This window comes from Bradyrhizobium sp. sGM-13, from assembly GCF_018398875.1.
Classification (GTDB): Bacteria; Pseudomonadota; Alphaproteobacteria; order Rhizobiales; family Xanthobacteraceae; genus Bradyrhizobium.
The window spans coordinates 184,267-206,077 of record NZ_JAGWDK010000008.1 but is presented as its reverse complement, the minus strand read 5'-3'; the positions used below and the strand labels follow the sequence as shown (position 1 = coordinate 206,077).

Sequence of the window (21,811 nt, the reverse complement as noted above, 5' to 3'; positions counted from 1 at the left end):
ACGAGATGAGCGAAGGAGATTCGTCATGGGTGTACTCGGAGCGATTGGACAGGTCGCTGGAGGCATTGTCGGCGGCCCCGTCGGCAGCATGGTCGGCGGAGCCGTTGGCGGCGCGATCGACGGCAATGGCGGCGGTGGCGCTTCGCAAGCCTTCGAGGCGGAACTGCAGAAGGCCATCGGGATGATGTCGGTGCAGCCGTTCATGGACATCATGGACATGGGCCGGGAAGCGCTCGAGGAAGAAGAGGATTCCTAAGGTTAGAGCGCCGTTCGCGAAGAACTGCGCTCGGTGAGGTGCGATTCAGGCACAAGAGTTCAGGTTGCCGCCTTCGCGCGGCAGCCTGATGGACGTCGCGTTGGGGCTCGACAGCAGTCGGAAGCCATGGCGTGACGAAGACGGCAAAGACATCCAGGACATCAACGACAGGAGATGAACAATGGGCGGAATACTTGGTGGTGTCGGCGTGAACGCGGCGGCGGGTGCCGTCGCTGGCGGCGGTAACGGCGGCGGCGGCGCGGCCGGCGGTGACTTCCAGGCCATGATGGACCAGCTCAAGCAGACGTATCAGGAATCCATGCAGAAGAGCATGGAGCTGCGTCGCCTGCAGGTCGATCAGAACACGCAGAAAAAAGTGGCTGACGAGCGCGTTCAGTAATCATCTGCTTCAACATCGCGGTGCGCGCTCTATTGCGCGCATCGCGCACTCGTCTTTGTCTTTGTCCCGAGCCCGCCTCGGAACCGCCTTGCAGAACGCGGGGCTTCCTGCCACGGAGAATCGGAGCGAGCCATGTCGTTACCGCCCAATTGTCTGACAATGTCAATTGAGTCCGGGCTGTATGCCGGTTCGTCGCATGCCTTCGTGCCGGGGCGTTACACGATTGGCAGCTCGATGGATGCCGACATCGTCCTGATGGATGCGGATGTCGAGCCTCTCCATGCCATGATCGATACCTCCGGAGCCGAGCTCCAGGTCGAGGCGTTGGCGGGCAGGATTTTGGTCGGTCCGCAGAAGTACCTTGCAGCCGGAGCGCGCCAGGCAGTCGCAACGCCTTTGCGAATGAACATTGGCGCCGCGCAGTTGCATTTCAGCCGTGCCAACGATCCGGGCCCGCAATCGCGCGGCAGCCTGTTCGGCGTTTCAATGTCCCGGTCGCGTTTGCTGATGGGGGTAGGACTGGTCAGCATCGTCTCGATCGCATTGATGATGCACTCGCTGGCGGACGCGCCGATTTCGCAGACGGCCGGTGCGATTCACGCGGATCTGCGGCAGACCTGGCTCGCTTCAGCCGCGAACCCGATTGAGATCCCGGTGACCGGGATCGTCAGGCAGGCGGTGCAGCGCGAGCGCGAAGGTGGCCTTAGCATTCCCGATCCCGGATCCGACGCGGTCAAGGCTGCGGCCGATGCCATGCGGGCGGAAGTCGAGCGCATGGGCATCCTGAATGTTTTGGTCGAGCCTGGGGTCGGAATCGTCGCCGCGACCGGGACCATCGATCCGAAGGCCGCAGTGCAATGGCAGACTGTTCAAAGATGGTTCGACGAACGCTTTGAAGGCGACATCACGCTTGTGAACGGCGTCAGCGTTAGGGCGGAAAAGGTGCCGCTGTCGCTGTCCATCGAAGGCGTGTGGCGCGGAGCCCATCCCCACCTTCTCATCAGAGGTCAGAAATACCTCGAGGGCGCAATGCTCGATGGCGGATGGGCGATCGAGCGCATCGAGGCCGAGAAAGTCCTGCTGCGGCGCGAGGGGAAGCTTGTCGCAGTTCGTTACTGATGCGTTCACCTTGACCGGAACGGGGGGCGGACGATGCCAAAGCTGACCAGCCTGCCGCCCGGCGTGCGCCTCGACGCCGCTATCGAACGAACGCTCGCCGCGCCGGGCCTTGACAGCGTCACCCGCAGGCATCTGGACGAGGCGCAAACCATCACTTCGCGGGCCGATCGGCCCGACGCCGCTTCGGGCTTTGCGGGCCGAAATCTGGTGGACGCGCTGATGACATTCGTGATGCCGCGGCTGCGCAATCCGCACGTCCTGCAGGCTGAGCGCCATCGCGCGTTGCTCGAGCAACTGCAGTCGGACCTTGCCGGCAGCGCAGACGAGCGACTCGTTCGCGAGGGGGTGTTGACCATCCGGCGCGAACTCAAGCGGCTGTCGCAATTGCGCCAGAACAGCAACAGCCTGGTCGAAGGTTAGTGTGCCATGCGTGGCGTGATGCGGAAGCCCGACCCGTCCGATGATCCGCCGCAGCACCGTTCAGGCGCGATTGTGGGCTCCGACCAGCGCGATCTGCTCTGCGCGCTCGCCTATGTCTATGCGGCCTGCGGACAGTGCCGCCGCGCGCTTGCGTTGCTGCGCCTCGTCGTGCGGGCGCGGCCGGACGATGTCGAAGCTAACAGGATAATGGCGTACGCGCACCTCGCGAACAAGGACGGGGCGGCCGCGCTTGCCGCGATCGATCGCCTGGACGATCTGGATACCGATCCGGCATCGGAGGCACCGCTTCTGTTGCTGCGAAGCCATGCGCTGCGTCTCGAGGGGCAGATGGCCGACGCACGCCGGCGATTTGATCAGTTTGTGGTTGCCCGGTCGCATGGAGGGCGCGAATGATGGAACGACTGAAGACGCTGGTCGCCCGGGCGCCCGGCAGTCCGGATCTGATGATCGCGCTGGTGCTCATACTCACCGTCGCGATGATGATCCTCCCCATGCCATTGCTGCTGGTCGACCTGCTGATCGGCTTCAATCTCGGATTTGCGGTGCTGCTGCTGATGGTGTCGCTCTATGTGCTGAGCCCTCTCGAATTCTCTACATTGCCGGGCATCATATTGCTGTCGACGGTCTTCCGGCTGGCGCTCACCATCAGCACGACCCGCCTCATTCTCACCCAGGCCAATGCAGGCGACATCGTCCGGACATTCGGCGAATTTGTCATCGCCGGCAGCGTTCTGGTCGGCCTGGTCGTCTTCCTGATCATCACGGTGGTGCAGTTCATCGTCATCGCGAAGGGCGCGGAGCGCGTCGCCGAAGTGGGCGCGCGCTTCATTCTCGATGCGCTGCCGGGAAAGCAGATGGCGATTGACGCCGAATTGCGAAACGGCGACATCGATCAGGTCGAGGCAAGGCGCCGGCGCGGTCGCCTCGAACAGGAAAGCCAGCTCTACGGGGCGATGGACGGTGCCATGAAGTTCGTCAAGGGCGACGCCATCGCCGGACTGGTCGTCATTGTCGTGAACCTGATTGGCGGCATCGCGGTCGGCACGTTGAGCCGCGGCATGCCCTTGGTGCAGGCCGTACGCGAGTACACCTTGCTGACGATCGGCGACGCGCTGATTTCGCAGATTCCCGCGTTGATGCTTTCGATTACCGCGGCGACGGTCGTCACGCGGGTCACGGGCGACAGCCGGCTGGACCTCGGACGCGATATCGCCGGCCAGCTATCCGCAGATCGGCGCGCGCTGCGGCTCGCAGCCATCGTTCTGCTTGCCATGGGCTTGATCCCCGGCTTTCCGACGGCGGTATTCCTGGTGCTTGCGCTTGCGTTCGGCGCCGGAAGTCTGGTCGCAGGAACGAGATCGAATGCGGGCGACGAGGATGGGGGGATCGCCAAGGAAGACATGGCGAGAGCAGGCGACGCGCGCGCGAGCGCCCCGCCGCGCACGCGAGAGATGCGCCAGGCGGCGCCTGCGGAAGCGCCGCCGGTCATCGTTCTACTGGCGGACGATCTGCGTTCCACCGCAGAGATGCAGAATCAGCGATCGAAGCTTGATGCATCACGTGCCAGTTTGGCCGATACGCTGGGCATTCTGATACCGGAGGTTGGCGTCGTTTTCGATTCGACGCTTGGCACGTCACGATTTCGGATCGAGGTGGAAGGCGTACCGGCAGAGGAGGGTTACGTTGATCCGCAGCGGCTACTGCTGTGTGACGATCCCGTGAATTTGCAACTCGCCGGCATCTCGGCGCATACCGATGGCGATGCCAGATCGTCCGATCAGGTCTGGATCGATGCAACACACGAGAGTTCGCTGTCGGCGGCCGGTATCGGCTACCGAGACTGCACGGATGTCATTGCGGCCCGAGCGCAAGAGGTGCTCGCGCGCAATGCCGCACGATTTATCGGCATTCAGGAAACCAGGGCGCTGCTCACGCGGCTGGAAGGCCGGTATGGCGAACTTGTGAAGGAAGTGACGCGTACGACCCCGGTGCAGAGGATCGCCGATGTGCTGCGGCGTTTGGTCGACGAAGGCGTCTCGGTTCGCAATCCCCGCCTGGTACTCGAAGCGCTCGCCGAATGGGGTGAAAAGGAACCGAATGTCGTGCTTTTGACGGAATACGTCCGCGCCGCACTGAAGCGACAAATCTGTCATAAATATGCGAACGCCCACAGGATTGTGCCGGCCTACATGATCGAGCGTGCTGCAGAAGACACGATCCGCAGCGCAGTCCGCGATACCGCGGTCGGTCCTTATCTCGTTATGGAGGACAAGGTTTCGGAAGGGCTCTTGCAAAGGATTCGCCGCATCGGGGCAAATGCGCATTCGGATCGCAATCGGCCGGTGATTTTGACGTCGATGGACATCCGCCGCTTCGTGCGCGGCTTCCTCGTGCGCAACGGTCTGGACATTCCCGTTCTTTCGTATCAAGAGTTGGCAAGCGACTTTACTATTCAACCGGTCGGTACGATCGGACTCGCCGGGACCTTCGGTTCCGATTCGGCTCCGCGATCTGGTTCGTTTCCGCAGGGTGTCGTACCGGCCGTCGGCTGACCGCACGGTTGGATAGCCGCGAGGTGCGTGTTGAGTGAGGGTCCGCAGCCGTCTGGATCGCGCGCAGGATCGAAGTGGTTGCGCTCGCTCGCGCTACCGTTGCTTGCCCTTGGCGTCAGCGCCTGCGCCGGAGCCGGCGCCGGCCCACAACTCGGTACCGTCGCCGGATCATCCGAGCCTCCGGCGAGCAGCGCCAATCTCGACACCGCGGCGCTGACGCGGCTGGCCCAGGCCGCCGAGAGCAGCGGAAATGCGCTAAACGCAGCAAATATCTATCGGCGGATCGCGGAACGTCAGCCGTCCGCAGCACAGCCCAAGATCGATCTCGGCCGCGCGCTCATGCGCAATGGTGACTTCGACGGGGCAGAGGCCGCGTTTCGCGAGGCGCTTGCGGTAGCGCCCAGCAATGTCGATGGTGAGGTCGGCCTCGCTCAGATCATGCTCGGGCGACAGCAGCATGCAGAAGCCCTCGCAGCGTTCGGCGCCATCCTCGAACGGCATCCGCAAAACGTAAAAGCGCTCAATGGCGCCGGAATAGCACTCGATGCAGTCGGTCGGCATCAGGAGGCGCAGCGACACTATGACCGCGCTCTTGCAGTTGCGCCTGACGATCGCGCGGCGCGCAACAATCTCGCGCTTTCGAAGACGCTGGGAACCACAAACGTTCGATAGTGTGTCCGGCTCTGTGGCGTCAGCTTCGCATCAGCTTTGAACGCTAGGTTGCCAGCGACTGCCACGCTCGCCGATGCATGCATGATGCCGTCGAGGCCGGCCGTGGCGAAAGTTGGTCGACGCTCCGCATGTCAACGGAGGCAACATGTCGCCACGAGCCAGTGCTGTCGCTGCCGAGCGACGCCAGACTCCCCGAAACGAAAGCCGATCGGGAGCGCCGGATACGGCGTTTCAGGACGCTATCGACGCGGCACGGGTATCAGAGCAAGCGGCGAGATCGCCCGTCAATGCGGGCGATACATCAGTCCGGAGCGCCAACGATAATTCGGCCGATATCGCCGCGACGGCGGCGCAGGAAGTCTCGCCGCAGCGCCGGCAGCAAATTGCAGATTGGGTCGAGCGGCAGTCGGATCCCAGCGGAGGTTTTCTCGGTATCGGTCAGACTTCGACGACCGAGAAAGTCATCGGCGCGCTGCGTGGACAGTCTGAGCTCGGAGCACTCGACCAGCAACAGCAGCAGTTATTGATGGATCGGATGCTCGATCGCTGGACTGCCGGCCGTGGCGAGGGGCCGGGCGGCGCCGCCCGTCTTTCCCGATCGCTGGGCGACGCGCCTGAACTGCGCGCCGTCGTCGCCGAGCGAACGGCGCTGGAGGCGGCCGAGCTTGCGCGCGATCCCGCGATCGCTGCTGCGCAATCCGGCGAGCAGTGGCAGCGCCGGATGACGGCTGCCTCCTATGCCGTCTCCGCCATCACGGCCGTATCAGGTCCGGCGGGAAGCGTGCCCGCAGATCTCGAGCCGCTACGGAATATGCTGACCGGACTGCGGCCCGAAGACGCGGCGGGCTTTGCCCGTGCGCTCTCGACTGATCCGTCGGCGGGCTTCGCCGGACAGATGACCGCGTCGATGCGCGAGCGCGCATTGTCGGGGCTCAATCAGGGACCTCATTCGCAAGCGGCGAGTGCGTTCGTGCAGAACGCGTTCGCCGGAACATCGGCGATGGACTACAGCACCGTGCCGGCCCTGCGCCGGACGATGGCGCATGCGCTCGCGCGCGAATGGCATCCCAATGACCCCGCACGGCAGCGCGCGGAGGCCAAACGGCTTGGCGGCATTCTCGAAACCCGGGAGGGACGTGAACTGCTGGGCTCGCAGGGCGCCGACAAGGCCCCGCTTGCGGCGCGCATAGATGCGCTCGCGACCATTCGCATGAATCCGGCGATCACCGCCGATACGGTGCGGCAAGCGGACGATCCCTGGACCAATCGTGCGATTGTCGAGCCGCAGGCACAGGCGGCCAGCCAACGCTTTCGGTCCGCGCGGGGCGACGCGCCGCAGCATCTGCGCGGAACGGATCTCGACAATACCGTCGGCTTTGCCATGGGCATGCCGCCGGCGCTGCCGCCCAGCACAAGCTTTGCGCAAGTTCAGGCGGCCGTCTCGCGCGCCGAACTCTCGCTCTATGGCAGTGGCGAACACGCTGCGGCGGTTCGCGCCGTCACCGATCAGATTCGCGCAGTGGCAGGCGGCGACGCCGCGCAGGTAACGGTTCTGCCGGTCACCTATTCGAGCGCGGACACCGGCCCAGTCCAGCTACCGCTCTTTCGCGTCACCGGCGCCGACGGACGCGAGCGCTTCGTCGATAATATCGGGCGCGCGTACGACAACTTCGATGACTGGCGGGAAAACAACCAGCTTCCGCCAGGATCAATGACATATCCGTCCGGCGGACATCTAACCGCCCGTCCTCACGGAACCGTCGCGCTCGAGCACGATAACACACCGAAGACGGTGGATACGTTCGGCGAACACCTCACGCAGGCGGTCGACAAGATCGCGCTGGTCGGCGGTATCGTCGCCGGCGGCGTTCTGATCGTCGGCACCGGGGGTCTCGCAACGCCGATCGTGATTGGAGCCGGAGCGGTTGCCGCTGGCGCCGGCGCTTGGGGCGCATATCGCAGCGGCAGCGAGCTTGCAGACCGCGCCGGTCATGGCCAGTCGATCGATCCCTTCAGCGACGAAACCGCGCGCGGGTTGTGGCTGAATGCCGGAGCGAGTGCGTTGTCGATCGGCGCATTTGGCAGTGCTGCCCGGCTCGCCCAGCTCGGGCGCGCCGGCCGCGCGATCGCGCCGGCTGAAGCATCGATCCATGGCTACGCGCAGGCAGGCGCAGCAATTGTCGACACGGCAGCGATCGCCAACGAGAGCATCTCACTGTCGCGCCACTGGACGGAGATGTCGGGCGAGCAGCGCGCGCAATCGCTGTTGTCCATGGGGGTCTGGGCCGCCGGCGCTGGCGCTGCGATGCGCGCCGGCGGCTTGCGGCCGGGCGACATGTTCAACCCGACTGCCGTGCGCGACGGGCTCTTGCGCAACTTCGCGCCGCAAGTCGCCCCCGATGGCTCGCTGCAGGGCAATGCAGTCCAGATCGACTACGATCCGTCGACGGGCGCAGTCCTGGGCATCAGGCATGGTCCGCAGGCAACAGCGGCCGATATCGACCTGCATGTCGCGACCGCACAACATATCCAGCGAAGCCTCACGCTCGAGGGCCAGCTCCGAACGCTCTTTACCGAGCATGGCGAGCCACGAACCGGCACGGTCGGCTGGGCAGCGCGGATCGATATCAGCAAGGTCCGCGAGCGAATGGAGATACGATCGCGCGAGCTGGCCGATCCCGCAATCACCGCGGAGCGACGGGCTGACATCGTTCGCGAGAACGCGCTCGATCAGCAGCACTTGGATCAATTGGCCGAAGATGTCGGCTCGTTCGTGCGCGACCCGTCCCGCGCGGCGATCGAAGCCCGAAATACGCGCGGCCAGCCCGGTGAGCGCGCGCGCATCGTGCTCGATCCCGGACACAAGGCCGACGGCTGGAACCAGGCGTTGAACGGCGAACTGGCGCCCAACGCCGACTACCTCGTGGGACGCTACACCTATACGACGGATGAGGCCGGACGCGTCGTCGAAGCCAGGGGACGGGTCCATTTGAACGGCCATGACCGCAATACGCACCAGCAGGGCAAGGCGGCGGAGGTCGGCGGCATCAAGGACGCCATCGAGGGCGACCAGGGCGGACACCTGTTCGCGGCGATGTTCGACGGCCCCGGCGAGCAGATCAACTATCACCCGATGACGCGTGAGTTGAACGGGAGCGGCGGCGACTGGTATAACATGGAGCAGGAATGGCGGTCGGCGCTCGAGCAGAACAGGAGGGTCGATGCGCAAATCCGCGCCGAGTTCGATGGTGATTCGAGACGGCCGGTGGCGTTCCGGGTGACGTTCTGGATCGACGGCAAGAAGCATACGCGCTTCTTCGAGAATACGACCGAGTAGGCTGCGCGACGCCGACGGGGGAGCAGATGCCATGGCTGAATTGAATACCGTCGAGGAAATCTACGATTTCGTGGCGAACGCGCTCGTGGCCGCGGTCGACGAACCGTGGCAGGAAATCCGGCTTGAGACCGAGATCTGGAAGACGTCGACCGGATTTACCGGAGACTATACGCGCGACCCCGCGGAGCGAGGCGTTGCCGATCTGGATGTCGATCGTCTCGACTACGCGGTTGCGAAAGCCATCAAGAAGCTGCAGACGATCATGACCTCGAGCGCGCACGAGCCTTGGAACAAGGCGACATTTCGGGTGACGCCGGACGGCGAATTCTTCGCGAACTTCGTCTACGACGCCGACCTGTCGGCGCGCCTGGACGCGGCGGCCGCACGCACACGCCAGCAATGACCACTTGAGTCCTTCGCAGTGGCGGGGGCAATCGCCGGCTCCAGTCGGACGTCGCGTCGGCTAATCTTGAAACGATCGCAATCGAGCTGCCGGTGAGATTTTCGTCGGCACGAGGTTTGCGACGGACTCCGGTGATGGCCGGCGGTGCCGCAAAATCCGCACCCCCGTCAGGTTCTCGAAAGCTTGCATGCCTATGGTGCGGCCATGAGCCGGCGTGCGGTACGTCAGCGGTGCCCACGCTTTTCAAGGTTCATCGATCAAACTGACCCGAAGCCTGCACGGAACGAGCACTACGGCAGGCCGGGCAAGGACCAAGTTCGGTCGCTTCTGCGACTGACCAATCACGGGATGCGAAGGAGCAGCAAGATGATTTCAGATGTCGCACAGAGCATGATGGGCAACGCCGATCGCCTCCGGCAACTTGCGGGCGGCGGTGTACAGCAGAACGAGCAGCAGGACGTGGCGTCGATCTTCTCGAGTATCCTGAAAAGCGCCGGCCAATCCGGCGCTCAATGGAGCGACGGCGAACGCGTTCGACTGATCACCGGGGCACTAAACTTCGTCTCGGCTGGCCAGGATCCGAACGCGCAAGGCAGCGCGCTTGAGACGTTCTCCGGGCTCGTCCGTAGGCTCGCCAGCGATGACGTGCTCGGTGGAGGGAAGAAGCCGGGCGGCCACTGCGGCTGCAACGGCAGCGATGGCGCAGAAGAACCCTCGGGCTCTTCGCCGTCGACGGGCAGTTCCTCCGGCAGCTCATGCGGCGAGCCCTTCAAGGTCAATGGCAACACGGTCGACACCGGCCGCTACTGCATCACCGCCAGCACTGAACACAAGGGTCAGTTGGAAGTCACCGACAAGCAGACCGGCAAGAAGTTCAAGGTCTGGGGCGACCCTCATATCGAGACCGGCGACGGCGACAAGACCGACTTCCATCGCAAGCCCGCGACCTTCGAACTGCCCGACGGCACCAAGATCACGATCGATCCGACCAATGGCGAAGGCAAGACCTACATCGAAAAGGTCGCCATTACGCGCGGCGATCAGGCTGCCGAAATGACCGGCTTCCAAGGTAATCTGAAGACCGAGCTGAAGTCCGGACAAGGGCAGGCGCTCGATCAGCAGTATGAAGACGGCACTGTCATGAAGACGAAGAACGGCGAGATCGATGATCTTGTACTGCCGAACGGCCAGGAAATCACCGGAAACAGTATCAAGGATATTGACGGTTATGCAGGAACTGGGCCGACCCAGGGTACTGGCGGTACCGACGATCAGATCCTGCAGAATCTTAACCGTGTGATCGACGGGCTGAACCTCTCGCCGCAGGAGAAGGACGCGCTCAAGACGGTGGTGTCGCTGCTCGGTCGCGTGATGAACGGCGCCGGCAGCGTTGGCGGTGGCCAGCAGCCGCAGCCAGTTGCGGCTCCGCGGGCCAGTGAGGGCGGTGACGTTGCTCCGGCCCATCAGCAGGACGGAGCCAGCGGCGGTCCGTTCGATCAGATCCTGAGCACGCTCTCGTCGCTGGTCGATCGCCTCAACCTGCCGCAGAACGAAAAGGATGCCCTGAAGACGGTCGTATCGCTGCTTGGGCGCCTGCTCGGCGGAGCCGACGGTGGACAGCAGGACCTTTCACAGGCGGCCTGATTTTCGCCTGACTAACGTGAAGTGTTTGGCCCTGACGGTCGTTCCGTCAGGGCTAACGCCGTTTCTCTCAATGCCGCGCAGGAGAGCGTGATCGTGCTCGACCGCTTGAAGCGTCTATGTTTTGATGTGTGCCTTGCGCTGGCGCTGATTACGCCCGCGACGGCGGAGCCATTGCGCGATGCAAGCACCGGACTGGCGATCGATCCTCCCGAGGGTTACATCGCCCGCGCGCTGGGTCCGACGCCGACCTTTGTGGTGCGGTTCGAGGTGAAGAAGCCATCCGACAGCGATACGGGTTGTCAGGTTGCGTTCACGCCGCTGCCGCAGAACGCCGAGCTCAAGCAAAGCGACATCAACGACATCGTCGAAGCGCAGCGCTGGCTCGATCTTGCGCGGGCAACCATTGCCATCAACTACGATGTGTCCGCGACCGAGCATTTCAACGTCAACGGAATTGGCGGCGTTGCAATGATAGGCGATTTCAAGTCGCGGCCGGGCCTGCCCGCGCGGGCGCAGGACGTTCGAACTCTCTTCATGTTGATCGAGACGCCAAAGGGGCGAACCACCACGGTCTGCGTCGGCGAGAAGCAGAAATTCGGCGCGCGCCGGGCGGAGTTTGAACTGGTGGCGCGCTCGGTCTCGGCGCCGCGCTGACGCTGCCGCCAGCATCTTCCCACGTCAGCTTGTCATCAGCTTCGTCGGCCAGAAATTCTGCTGACCGATCGGCGTCGGCCGTATGTCTATCTCATGCGGGCGCAAATCACCGAATTGAAGCCGTAAGACGTCGCGCGGATCAATGACGCGCATGCGGCAGATGCCGCCATTTCTGATGCCTAATCTTGTTGAGGACCGGAGCTAAATCGATGTCTGGTGCAAGCCCTGCGCGGAGTGTAACGGAGAAGCAGCGAACGGCTCCCGAGCAAGCTGCCGCGGAAGATCGAAGGACGTCCCGGGCAAATGCTAACCAGGTGCAGCCGGGCGTCGCCCGGAACGACCGCGGCACCGCTACCGGGCAAACTGATCCGGAGTTCGATGCCGCCCTGCAGAAGACACAGCGCGAGCGCAGCCGGATCGACGGAAATCCGCAAGCTGTGCGCGGAAACGAGATCCCGCACGAAGTAAAGCCCGGGGACACACTTTACGGGATTTCAAAGGAGTATCGCGCGCCGTTTTCCGATGTTCTGAAGGCCAACAAGCAGCTTCGCGATCCCGATCTCATCAAGCCCGGCGATGTCGCGTTCGTGCCAAATTCTGATCCGCGGGTGGTGCGTGCGCGCGAGCAAGTCGGCGGTGCCCATCGCGCGGAAGAAAACGTGGTGTCGCTGGAACGTTTGGCGCGTGATCCCAACTCCACGCCGTCAGCGCGCAAACTTGCGAACATCGAATTGGAAAGCGCGCGCGGCGAGGTGTCGAAGCAATGGGGCGACATTCAGCGTTCCGTGGAGAACGAGCTGCGTGAAGCAGGGCGCAAGACGGCGCTTCCGGACGTGGCGACAGGTCCCGCGCTGGATGAAATCCGCAGCCGGGTTCCCGACGATCCGAAGTATCAGCAGACGGTGGAGAATGCGCGCGCGGCGGTCGACAGGGAATGGCGGGAGACCGGGACGACGCGGGCCGAACTGAATGGAATGGTCCGCGATGCGCGGGCGGCCGGCCGTTCGCTCGCGTCGCTCGAAGCTATGGCGCACGATCCGAATGCAACGGCGGGCGATCGACGGCTTGCCAGCGCTGAGCTGCAGGAGGCGCGAAACGCCGCAGGCACGGCGTGGGGCAACGTACGAACGGAGGTCGAGGGGCAGCTGCGGCTGATCGGGACCGGTAAGCCTTATCCGGAGGAAGCCGTCCTCCCGCAGATCGACGAGCTCAGGCGAAGCCTCGCCAATGATCCCAAGGTTGGGGATACGATTGACACCGCCTATCGCAACGTGACCGACGAATGGCGTCGCCAAGGCTGGACGCGCGACACGCTCGGCACCATCGTCGACAAGTATGGCGCGGTTGCGCAGGCGCAACGCGACGTCGATGCGGCGCGCAACGCCGGTCCTGCCGAGCAGGCACGACTGGCCGCTCTCGAGCAGGATCTCGAAACGCAGCGGACGGTGTTGCGCGAGGAAATCGAGCGGCAGCTCGACAGCGTGGCCGGGCAGGTGCCGCCTGAGCAGCGTGAAATGGCGATCGTTGCGCGCGCCGCCTTGATCCAGCAGCACGGTCCGGACGACGCCGCATTCAGGGAGATCGTCGACCAGGCGACGTATAACAAGACCGTGCAGCCTGGTGTCGAGGCCGTGCGCAATGCCTACCAGACCGGCGGCGCGAAGGCGGCTGCCGAGGCACTGCGTCAGCAGACCGAAAGCGTCTCGCCGGAGACGGCGGAGCGGATCGTCGCGGCAAGTCGGCCGACGATCGACAGCATTGCCGCCGACATGAAGCGCAGCCTCACCGAAGGCGGGCCGATCGAATATCAGGACGTCGCCGGCGTCTACAAGAATATTGCCACCGCAACGGACTACGCCGCGCGCGGCAATGATGGTGCAGAGGTGACGAGGCAGGTCGCCGATATCATGGTGCGGCACCTGCCGAGCGAGAAATTCCAGCCGCACGCACAGAACAGCCCGACCTATCCGCTGCCCGCCTACCAGGAAGCCGTGATGCAATCGGTTAGCGACGGCACCGGTGCGACGCTGGCGCTGGAGATGGCGACGCAACTCAAGGACACTGGCCGGACCGGCGAGGCCGACAGCCTGCTTAGTGCAACCCGGGTCGGGGTCGAGGTCCTGCATGGCAGGATCAAGGACGATGTAAAGGCGTTCGGCGATGCGACTGCCGAGGTGAGCCGCCTGCGCGCCGACTGGTCGGGCACGATGTCGCCAGAGCAGCTCGATCGCGCCACCATCGAATACGTCGCCAACCGGCCGGATCTGCTGCCGAACTTCGATCGCGCATACAACGCGGTCGATGGGTTGGGTTATAGCGCGGTGCGCACCAGCATGGCGCTGAACAATGCGTTGCCGCGGCTGCAGGGCCTGCCGACGACGGAGCGGCTGACCGAGACGCGCAACGAGTTCGTCGGCAGCAAGGAAGTGCAGTTCGCGATGGGACTGAGCGACAAGGGCAGCAACGAGGTGTTGCGCATTGTGCTTGGACAGGAGGCGGGGACGTTGTCGCCGTCAGCCACGCCGAACTCATCGGTCAGCAGCACCAGAGGCTTTGTCAAGGAGCTTGGCAACGCATTGATGACGTCGCAGCCGTCCTCTTCAAACGCGATCGTCGATCTCGGCGCCGGCACAACCGCCGCCATACCATCGGCGGGAGCGACCGCCTCGAACACCGTCCGCGACATTTTCGGAACCGGCCAGGAGGTCAAGCTCGATCCGAAGAAGGCGTCCGCTTTCCTTGGCAGCATGAATGGCCTTGGCGCTGCCTTCAACGGCTATCAGGCGGCGCTGGCATGGGACAAGTTCGCGAAGGATCCAGGCCATCTGCTCAACATGACCAAGGCGGTCTACTACTCGATCGGCACTGGCAAAGAAACGGCTGAACTGCTTGCCGTCGGCGCGCAGCGCGGCTGGCTCGGTCTCGGTGCCATGCCGGGCGCCGAGCGTCTTTCGACATCCATTCTCGCAAAAGCGAACCGCACCGGGCTTGCGCTCGAGCCAGGCTGGGTCAAGTTCAGTACCTACTTCAAGATCGGAGGCGGATTGATCGACAGCGCCTTCGCCGTCGATGCGGCCGCCCGTGGCGACTGGATTGCCTCCGGCCTCTATACGACGAGCGCCGGCGGCGGCTTCCTGATGGCGGCCGGCTCCGTGGCCTCGAGCGGCGGCTGGCTGGCGACGTGGGGCGGTCCGGTGGGCGCAGGCCTGGTGCTCGCCTCCGCAATCGGTCTCTATTTTTATAACGACGCAAAGGACAAGGCTCGATTCGAGGGGCCGAGCCGCGAATTCCTCGAGGCGGCCGGCTATCGGCCGGAGATCGCCGCGGCGCTGTCCGACTACAGCAACAATGATGGCGGCAGTGCCGGGCCCGCACTTGCGACAACCGCCAGCCAGTTCGGCGTGACGCCCGAGCAGTTGATGGAGCGGCTCAATCGGATGGATCCCGACAAGGTATGCGATCTCGTCGATCAGGCGCATACGGTCGATCAGGACGATTCGGGGCGCTTCCCGCTTACGGCATCCAACGATCGCAACGTGTGGGCGCCTCCCGGCAAAGATCCGGAGTTCGGCGGAAGCTACCTGTATGACCCGCAGGATCATCGTTTCCGGGGCGAGTATCGTGCCGTGCCGGGAAGCTGGTACCCGGCACGAATCGAAGATCCCAATCCAAGAAGCATGACGGCTCTCCGCGACTATGCACGGGTGCTGTTCGGCGAGGCAATTCTTGGCTGAGCACGTTTCGATCATCCCTGTGAGCCACTCCTCGCTGCTTGCCAGGCTTCGCGATAACCACCGCACCCTTAACCGTAGTCATGGCCTCGTCAGGTCGATGTCAGGTCTGCGCGCTATCCAATGTGTGTAGGAAGCGGTGGCCGCAGCCACCAGAGTGCTTCAGCGGCGAACCTTTGTTAGCAACTGGCGGATTGGACAATGGCGAAGGTCATCGACAGGCCACTCGCCGCCCGCTCACAGCGGCCGGCGAAGAAAGAGGAAAGCAGCAGCGACGCTCAGGCCTGGTCAGAGAGCTTGCAGCGCGCGAGCCGGCCTGACGCCGCCCCTCGTGATGCCTCCCGCGCCGACCGTGCGTCTGCGGTCCAAGACGGACGGGCAGGGCCCAATGCCGCCGCCAACGACAACGTCATCGACCACCGCGTCAAGGAAGGCGAGTCGCTCTGGAGCATTTCGCGCCAGTACGATCGTCCCTACCCGGATGTGGTCAAGGCCAATCCACAGTTCCGCGATCCGGACCGGATTCATCCGAGCGAAACCGTGCATGTGCCGCTGGGCTCGCCGCCGCGGCCGAGCGCTCCGCCTCCCACCGGCACGCCGAGCGTGCCGCCTCCCACTGGAACGCCAAGTGCGCCACCCTCGACGGGGGCACCGAGCACGCCGCCCTCAACAGGAACGCCGGCCGCACAGCCCGCGTCGGGTCCGACCGTGCCGTGCGGCATCGATGCGAGCGCCGGCGCAGCCTGTGCAGCAAACACAACCACGCCCTGCGCCTTCGATGTGGGTATAGGCACGGCCTGTGGATTGAACGCATCGCCCTGCGCGGGCAAGCTCAGCGAAGGCACGGCGTGCGGAGCAAAGGGAACCGGCTGTGCCGCCGTTGCAGGGATAGGCACGGTTTGTGCCGCTGACATCGGTGCGTGTGGCGCCGCCGCGGGCGGCGGTGCCGGATGCGCCGCGAAGGCAAGCGCCTGTGCGGCGAACGCCAGGGCCGGTGCGGTCTGCGCCGTCAACTACGCGACCTGCGGCGCCAAGTTTACGGAAGGAAAGGCCTGCGGCGTCGACGGAAGCTATTGTGGCTCGAAGTACAGCGGGCCGAAGCTCTGTGGGGTCGACGGCAATCTCGCCTGCGGCGCCAAGGGTAGCGCTGGCGCGTGCGGGACGGATGGGAACCTCTGCGGGACCGATGGCACTATCCAGGCCTGCGCCGCAGACGGAGATGCCTGCGGAACCAACGTCGGGGCGGACGCTTGCGGCGTCGACGGCAACGCTTGCGCCGCGGACGGCACCGTCGAAGCCTGTGTGGCTGATGGCAACGCCTGCGCCGTCGACGGAGGCGCGGAGGCCTGCGTGGCGGACGGCAACGTGTGCGGCGCGGATGCCACCGTCGAAGCTTGCGGGGCTGACGGCAATGTGTGCGGCGCTGATGCGGGCGCGGAAGCCTGTGCGGCGGACAGCAACGCCTGCGGCGCCGACGCGTCCGTCGAGGCTTGCGCCGCTGACGCCGCCGCCTGCGCAGCCGATGCGGTCGCGGAGGCCTGCGCGGCGGATGCCGATGCCTGCGCCGCCAATGCGTCGGCGGACGCCTGCGCGGCCGATGCCGATGCTTGCGCGGCCAACGCCTCGCTCGATGCCTGTGCGGCCGATGCGGATGCCTGCGCCGCCAAGGCGGGCGCCGACGCCTGCGGCGTCGATACCGGTGTCTGTGCCGCCAATCTCGGTGGCGTCTGCGGCGTCGATGCGCCGGTGCTTGATCCAATTTCGTTCTGCGCGGTGAACGTCATCCCGGTGCTGCCGTCATGCTGATGATCGATATGCGCAACAGCACCGCGCGCATCAGCATGCGCGAGATCGCGGCGGCGGGCCGCCGCTACGCGTCGAATCCGATCGCGCTCGCGAGCTTCATGTCAGGCGTGCGGCTCACGCCGGAGGTGCTGCTGGAGGGTGCGTGGCGTAGCCCGGCCGGAGCGGCGGGAAACTTCGCGTTCTTCCGCCATCTGATGCTCGGATTACTGCCACAGCTCTACGATGTTCGCCATCTGGAGGCGCTGGGCGGCCGCTTCGCTCTGCGTGTCACCGGAATCGGCCGCCATGGAGATTTCACCACCATGGCCGTCAACCGGCGGGTGGTCACGCTGACCGGGCTGCCGCTCGACGAGGCCTCCGGCACTGCCATCACCGATGCCTCGATCCGGGCCGACGCGTTCCTCGCCTTGTGGAACGACATACTTGCCAACCTGGCGGAAACAACACTGGCGCAGATCGCGGCGGCACGATCCGCCCTGTCGCAGACGCGCTAACCAGCACGGGACCGAGCTATGCCAGATTTCGAATGCCAGGTTTCCCAGGACGGCGAGCCGCAGGCCGCCGAGATCGCGTTGCTGGCGCAGAATCCCGCGCGAGCCGATGCGCTGGAGGCGGCCGCCCGGCAGGCGCTGGCGACCGTTCATGGCCGCCAGCGGGAGCCGGGCGCGAGCCGCTACAAAGTCTCGCGCTACGACATTCCGGTCAGGCTTGCCGATGGCGCCGCGCTGCTTTTCAATTCGCGGACACGATCGCTCATCCTGCTGTCCGATGGCGAGGCCGGGATCTATCGCGGGTTGGCCGAACGACCGGCGTTTTCAGGCAGCGAGGTGAGCGACCGCCTGTTGCTCGAAGCGCTCGTCGGCGGCGGCCACGTGGTCGGCGCGATCGTCGACGAGTTTGCCGTCGTCCGCGACAGTTACGAAGCGACACGGAGCGCCAAAGGTAGCCTTACGCTTACGATCGCGCCGACCATGGCCTGCAACTTTGCCTGCGGATATTGTTTCCAGGGCCTGAACAAGCCGACGACGAAGATGAAGCCCGACGTGCAGAATGCCATCGTCGATTTCGTCAAGGCAAAGAAGGATCTCAAATCGCTGAGTGTCGTCTGGTACGGCGGCGAGCCCCTGATGGGCAAGGATTCGATCTTTCGCCTGTCAGACCTGCTGATCTCCTATTGCGACAAGCACAAGATTTCCTACAGCGCCGGAATCGTCTCCAACGCCTGGTTCCTGAACGGCGAAATGGCCGCCCAGCTCTACACGCGTCGCGTCCGCTGGGTGCAGGTGACCATCGATGGCGATCGCGGAACCCACGACAAGATGCGGCCCCTGACGTCAGGGCACGGCACCTTCGATCGCATCCTCGACAATATCGCCGAAGCGCTGGACCAGACTGCAATCTCGATCAATGCGCGCGTCAATGTCGGCCAGACCAACGTCGACAACGTCAATGCGATGCTCGATTGTTTCGTCGAGCGCAATTTCGCCAAGCGCGGCAACTTCAGCGCCTATTTTGCGCCGATTGAGGCTTCAACGCCGGAGAGCGGCAGCGCCTTCGAAGAGCGACTCTCGCGCGCGGAATTCAATCGCAAGGTGCTCGCTCTGGAGGAGCGCGCGCGCCGTCTTGGCTTCGCATCCATTCAGACGCCGTCAAGCGGATTCGCCGGAATGTGCGTGGCGGCCTCGCACGGCGGCTATGTCGTGTCGGGCGAGGGAGATGTGCACAAGTGCTGGGAGACGGCGCACGATCCCAGCAAGCGGACCGGCAGCATCTTCGAGCCGGACAAGCTCCACGATAGCGTCAACGCCAGCCTGTGGTCCCATTGGACGCCGTTCGACAACTCGGTTTGCGCCTCGTGCAAGATATTGCCGATGTGCGGCGGCTTCTGTGCACATCGCTTCATCTACAGCAATCCGGCAGAGGCGGCGCTGCCCTGTCCGAGCTGGAAATGGAATACGGCCGAATACATCTTCAGCCGTGCCAAGGATCTCGGTGTGGTCTCGGCCGAGCAATGGGTCCCTGAGGAAGCAACTGTCGAAGCCAGGCAATCCGGCGAGCGTCATTCGCTGGATACGCTGCAGGCCGCCCAGGCGCGCGTGCTGGAAAAGGTGAGCGTGTTGCACGGACGGCAGATCGACAGCGCGATGCTCTTTGCCGGTGAACCGGCGCTGGAGGCTGCGCCTTCGCACCGGCCGACCGGGGCGGATCAGGTGCTGGAGAGCTCAGAGCCGTGAATGCGATTACGCCGGCTGGCGCCTTCGATCTGACTGCCGACAGGTTCGACACCTTTGTCGCCAACGCCTTTGCCGCCAGCAGGGCGAGCCGCCATGTGCGCGACCGCCTGATCGCGCAGGTCGACGGGAGTCGCCTCGACCACATGCTCTTGCGCGCCCGCAGCGGTGTCATGAATTTGCCTGATGCAGCCAACCGGAAGGCCGCGCTGAACATCATCGATTTCGCGTTTGAGCCGCTTGTCATGCAGAACATGTCGACGGATCAGGTGATGAGATATCTCGGCGCAGTGGAGCACACGCTTCACGTTCGCGAGGCGCGCGGGCTCGATGGCTTCGGGCCACTCTGGGTCGATACGATCCACCATGTCTGCGTCTTCTCTGTGCTGTTTCGGCTTGCGGCATTTCTTGGCAAGAACCGGGGGTTCAGTCAGGTGGTCCTGTTGCATCAGGGTCAGCGGCCCGAGCCGCGGCTGCGCATCATCGCCGACCTGTTGCGCCGGGCGCACGGAATCACTCTGGTATTGCTGCCGCTACAAGGGCGCTGGTTTCCACGCCTCGCACGCCTTACGACGCCAGGCACAGTCATCTACTATCTGACCGATATGCCGCCGGAGGCTTTCGCCCAAGCGGTCAGGAAAGAGAGCGGCCGATCGCGCCTCCTGCTCACCCATGGGCCGCGAGCGGCGCTTCAGGTCGAAACGATCTCCGGCTCGCAGAGCTTTGCCCGTCGGCTCGGAGCGATACGCATTGTGCTCGACTACCCGTCGACGGATAGCGTGCGGATCCGACCAACCGGCGTGGACGAGGCCATCACGCCCCTCTGTCCGCTTGAGGACTGGGTATTCTGGCCTTTGCTTGGCGTAGCACAGCAGCAGGCCGTCGCGCCCGATGATTTCGCACGCAGATGAGGGAGAAATCGTCAATCATGCAGCAACAGACACAAGCCCTCATCGATGAGTGGGCTCATTCATTCAACTCAGGCAAGGTCGCCGATCTGGCCCGCTTCTACACCCCGGACGCCCGGATCGTGCCGCCCGGACGATCGACCGTCGTCGGCGCGGAGGCGATCTGCACGTTCTTCGCCGATATCCGCGCGCAGGGCTTTCGCGACTATGTCGTCGATCTTGGTGACGTGTTCGCGAAGGATGCCGCTTTGGTCGCGTCGGGCCGCTGGACACTTCGGGGACTCGGCGGCGGCGGTCCCTACAAGGGCAACTGGCTGAACATATTCGCGCGCGAACGCACGGGCTGGCTTATCGCCGTTCACATGTGGAACTGATTCAGCTCCGATTGAGAAATGGGGCGAACCTGCACATCAGGAATGCGGGAGATGCCAGGATGACTTTGGTGCGGTGCGCGGATTGTGGCCGGGAGATCAGCGAACAGGCGACGGCCTGTCCCGAATGCGGCAGGCCTTTGCAGGAACGAAGTTCCGCAACAGCGACGAGCGGTGCATGGGCAGGGCGGCCGTACTTCTATGAATACAAGTCACAGATAATTCTGTTCGGTCTGCCGCTCATCCACGTCATGCTCGGCCCGACGTGGCTTGTCGGCTTCAGGCCTGCCCGCGGCATTATTGCGGTGGGCAATATCGCCGTTGGCTTCGCCGCCTTTGGTGGGGTTGCGATGGGCGTGGTTGCGTTCGGCGGCATCAGCCTCGGCATCCTGTGCGTTGGTGGAATGGCGCTGGCGCTGGGCCTCGGGGCCGGCGGAATCGCCACGGGATATTGGGCCGTCGGCGGGATTGCGATTGGCGTCTACGCGCTCGGTGGCCTAGGGATTGGCGCTCACACCCTGCAGAACGATCCCAATTTGCTTCGCATCCTCGGCGCCCCGCCCAGTAGTTCTCGATGACGCGCGATAGGGCGCCAATATCTTTGCGATGCGGCCTAGCCTTTTCCATGATCCGGTGGAGACGCTCGGCGCGTTAGGCATCAATGCGACCGAGGTCGCGGATGTCATCCTGACGCATTTGCACTATGACCATGTCGGTAATTTCGACCGCTTCCCCAACGCGCGCCTCCATCTGCAGGAGCGTGTACTGACGTACGCCACGGGGCGCTTATGCGATATCCGAGGTGGGGGCACCGGCCATGCGACTTGAAGCCGCCAAGACAGAATGGAACCAACGGGTTCGTCAGGCGTCGAATCCCTGCCTCTGGTACTTACACCCCAAAATTCAAGCCGGAGGAAAACCTTACCACCTAGGTTGGCGATCCTGATGCGCGCACCACTTGGCGCCAGGGCCGTTTGCGACCGAAGGAGGAGCAAATGAGCGATCGCACATCCGAGCGGAGGACGCCCACCGCGGCCGAACGGGAAGCTCGAAAGGTCTTCAGAGACGCGGACGCCAAAGTAGCACTTTCCGAGTATCAACGCGCCCAACAGGCGCTCCATGCAAACAGGGAGCGATTGAAGGCAGAGCGACTGGCCCGCGAGGCGGCCTCGGATCAGAAGGCCAAGACTTGATCGGAGACACGCCGGCGCACAAAGTGATGGCGACGCAAGCGTCATCGCTCGATGCCCGCTCCGAGTTGAGCTATGGTCAGAGACCGGACGTAG

At 64.2% G+C, this 21,811-nt stretch carries 20 protein-coding genes; all 20 read left to right on the top strand.

The genetic code is table 11. The features are described 5' to 3' along the window. The first annotated feature begins 25 nt into the window (after positions 1 to 25). On the top strand, positions 26 to 256 hold the full coding sequence (locus KJQ96_RS14680) for a hypothetical protein (RefSeq protein ID WP_213287289.1): 231 nt from the start codon (positions 26 to 28) through the stop codon (positions 254 to 256). Positions 257 to 437: 181 nt separating this feature from the next. Next, the gene (locus tag KJQ96_RS14675; RefSeq protein ID WP_213287288.1) at positions 438 to 656 is read left to right on the top strand and encodes a hypothetical protein; all 219 of its coding nucleotides are present in this window, start codon (positions 438 to 440) and stop codon (positions 654 to 656) included. A 159-nt stretch (positions 657 to 815) separates the two neighbouring features. Next, positions 816 to 1,775: a hypothetical protein gene (locus tag KJQ96_RS14670; protein WP_213287287.1), complete on the top strand. Its 960-nt coding sequence runs from the start codon at positions 816 to 818 to the stop codon at positions 1,773 to 1,775. A 33-nt stretch (positions 1,776 to 1,808) separates the two neighbouring features. Beyond that, positions 1,809 to 2,195 (top strand): hypothetical protein, encoded by a 387-nt coding sequence (locus tag KJQ96_RS14665; RefSeq protein WP_213287286.1) that lies wholly within the window; start codon positions 1,809 to 1,811, stop codon positions 2,193 to 2,195. 6 nt (positions 2,196 to 2,201) lie between these two features. Further along, positions 2,202 to 2,609, top strand: coding sequence for a lipopolysaccharide assembly protein LapB (locus KJQ96_RS14660; RefSeq protein ID WP_249734060.1), 408 nt, complete (start codon positions 2,202 to 2,204; stop codon positions 2,607 to 2,609). Continuing rightward, positions 2,606 to 4,768 (top strand): type III secretion system export apparatus subunit SctV, encoded by a 2,163-nt coding sequence (gene sctV, locus KJQ96_RS14655; protein WP_213287285.1) that lies wholly within the window; start codon positions 2,606 to 2,608, stop codon positions 4,766 to 4,768. The genes KJQ96_RS14660 and sctV overlap by 4 nt, the downstream gene beginning before the upstream one ends. A 30-nt stretch (positions 4,769 to 4,798) precedes the next feature. Further along, positions 4,799 to 5,440, top strand: coding sequence for a tetratricopeptide repeat protein (locus KJQ96_RS14650; RefSeq protein WP_213287284.1), 642 nt, complete (start codon positions 4,799 to 4,801; stop codon positions 5,438 to 5,440). A gap of 145 nt (positions 5,441 to 5,585) precedes the next feature. Continuing rightward, the gene (locus tag KJQ96_RS14645; protein ID WP_213287283.1) at positions 5,586 to 8,777 is read left to right on the top strand and encodes a DUF4781 domain-containing protein; all 3,192 of its coding nucleotides are present in this window, start codon (positions 5,586 to 5,588) and stop codon (positions 8,775 to 8,777) included. 31 nt (positions 8,778 to 8,808) lie between these two features. After that, positions 8,809 to 9,180: an immunity protein YezG family protein gene (locus tag KJQ96_RS14640; RefSeq protein ID WP_213287282.1), complete on the top strand. Its 372-nt coding sequence runs from the start codon at positions 8,809 to 8,811 to the stop codon at positions 9,178 to 9,180. A 366-nt stretch (positions 9,181 to 9,546) separates the two neighbouring features. Next, on the top strand, positions 9,547 to 10,824 hold the full coding sequence (locus KJQ96_RS14635; RefSeq protein WP_213287281.1) for a DUF1521 domain-containing protein: 1,278 nt from the start codon (positions 9,547 to 9,549) through the stop codon (positions 10,822 to 10,824). Between the two features lie 93 nt (positions 10,825 to 10,917). Next, on the top strand, positions 10,918 to 11,478 hold the full coding sequence (locus KJQ96_RS14630) for a hypothetical protein (RefSeq protein ID WP_213287280.1): 561 nt from the start codon (positions 10,918 to 10,920) through the stop codon (positions 11,476 to 11,478). Positions 11,479 to 11,687: 209 nt separating this feature from the next. Next, on the top strand, positions 11,688 to 15,212 hold the full coding sequence (locus tag KJQ96_RS14625) for a LysM domain-containing protein (protein WP_213287279.1): 3,525 nt from the start codon (positions 11,688 to 11,690) through the stop codon (positions 15,210 to 15,212). 198 nt (positions 15,213 to 15,410) lie between these two features. Then, a complete protein-coding gene (locus KJQ96_RS14620) occupies positions 15,411 to 17,015 on the top strand; it encodes a LysM peptidoglycan-binding domain-containing protein (protein WP_213287278.1) in 1,605 nt (534 codons plus the stop codon). Beyond that, the gene (locus tag KJQ96_RS14615; protein ID WP_213287277.1) at positions 17,009 to 17,509 is read left to right on the top strand and encodes a hypothetical protein; all 501 of its coding nucleotides are present in this window, start codon (positions 17,009 to 17,011) and stop codon (positions 17,507 to 17,509) included. The genes KJQ96_RS14620 and KJQ96_RS14615 overlap by 7 nt, the downstream gene beginning before the upstream one ends. Positions 17,510 to 17,527: 18 nt before the next feature. Then, positions 17,528 to 19,249: a radical SAM/SPASM domain-containing protein gene (locus KJQ96_RS14610; RefSeq protein WP_213287276.1), complete on the top strand. Its 1,722-nt coding sequence runs from the start codon at positions 17,528 to 17,530 to the stop codon at positions 19,247 to 19,249. After that, the gene (locus tag KJQ96_RS14605; protein WP_213287275.1) at positions 19,246 to 20,157 is read left to right on the top strand and encodes a hypothetical protein; all 912 of its coding nucleotides are present in this window, start codon (positions 19,246 to 19,248) and stop codon (positions 20,155 to 20,157) included. Before KJQ96_RS14610 ends, KJQ96_RS14605 begins: the two co-directional genes overlap by 4 nt. Before the next feature lie 17 nt (positions 20,158 to 20,174). Next, a complete protein-coding gene (locus tag KJQ96_RS14600; RefSeq protein WP_213287274.1) occupies positions 20,175 to 20,528 on the top strand; it encodes a nuclear transport factor 2 family protein in 354 nt (117 codons plus the stop codon). Next, on the top strand, positions 20,519 to 21,103 hold the full coding sequence (locus KJQ96_RS14595; RefSeq protein WP_213287273.1) for a zinc-ribbon domain-containing protein: 585 nt from the start codon (positions 20,519 to 20,521) through the stop codon (positions 21,101 to 21,103). Before KJQ96_RS14600 ends, KJQ96_RS14595 begins: the two co-directional genes overlap by 10 nt. Before the next feature lie 28 nt (positions 21,104 to 21,131). Continuing rightward, a complete protein-coding gene (locus tag KJQ96_RS41670) occupies positions 21,132 to 21,353 on the top strand; it encodes an MBL fold metallo-hydrolase (RefSeq protein WP_213287272.1) in 222 nt (73 codons plus the stop codon). A 167-nt stretch (positions 21,354 to 21,520) separates the two neighbouring features. Beyond that, positions 21,521 to 21,718 (top strand): hypothetical protein, encoded by a 198-nt coding sequence (locus tag KJQ96_RS14585; protein ID WP_213287271.1) that lies wholly within the window; start codon positions 21,521 to 21,523, stop codon positions 21,716 to 21,718. Positions 21,719 to 21,811: the final 93 nt, after the last annotated feature.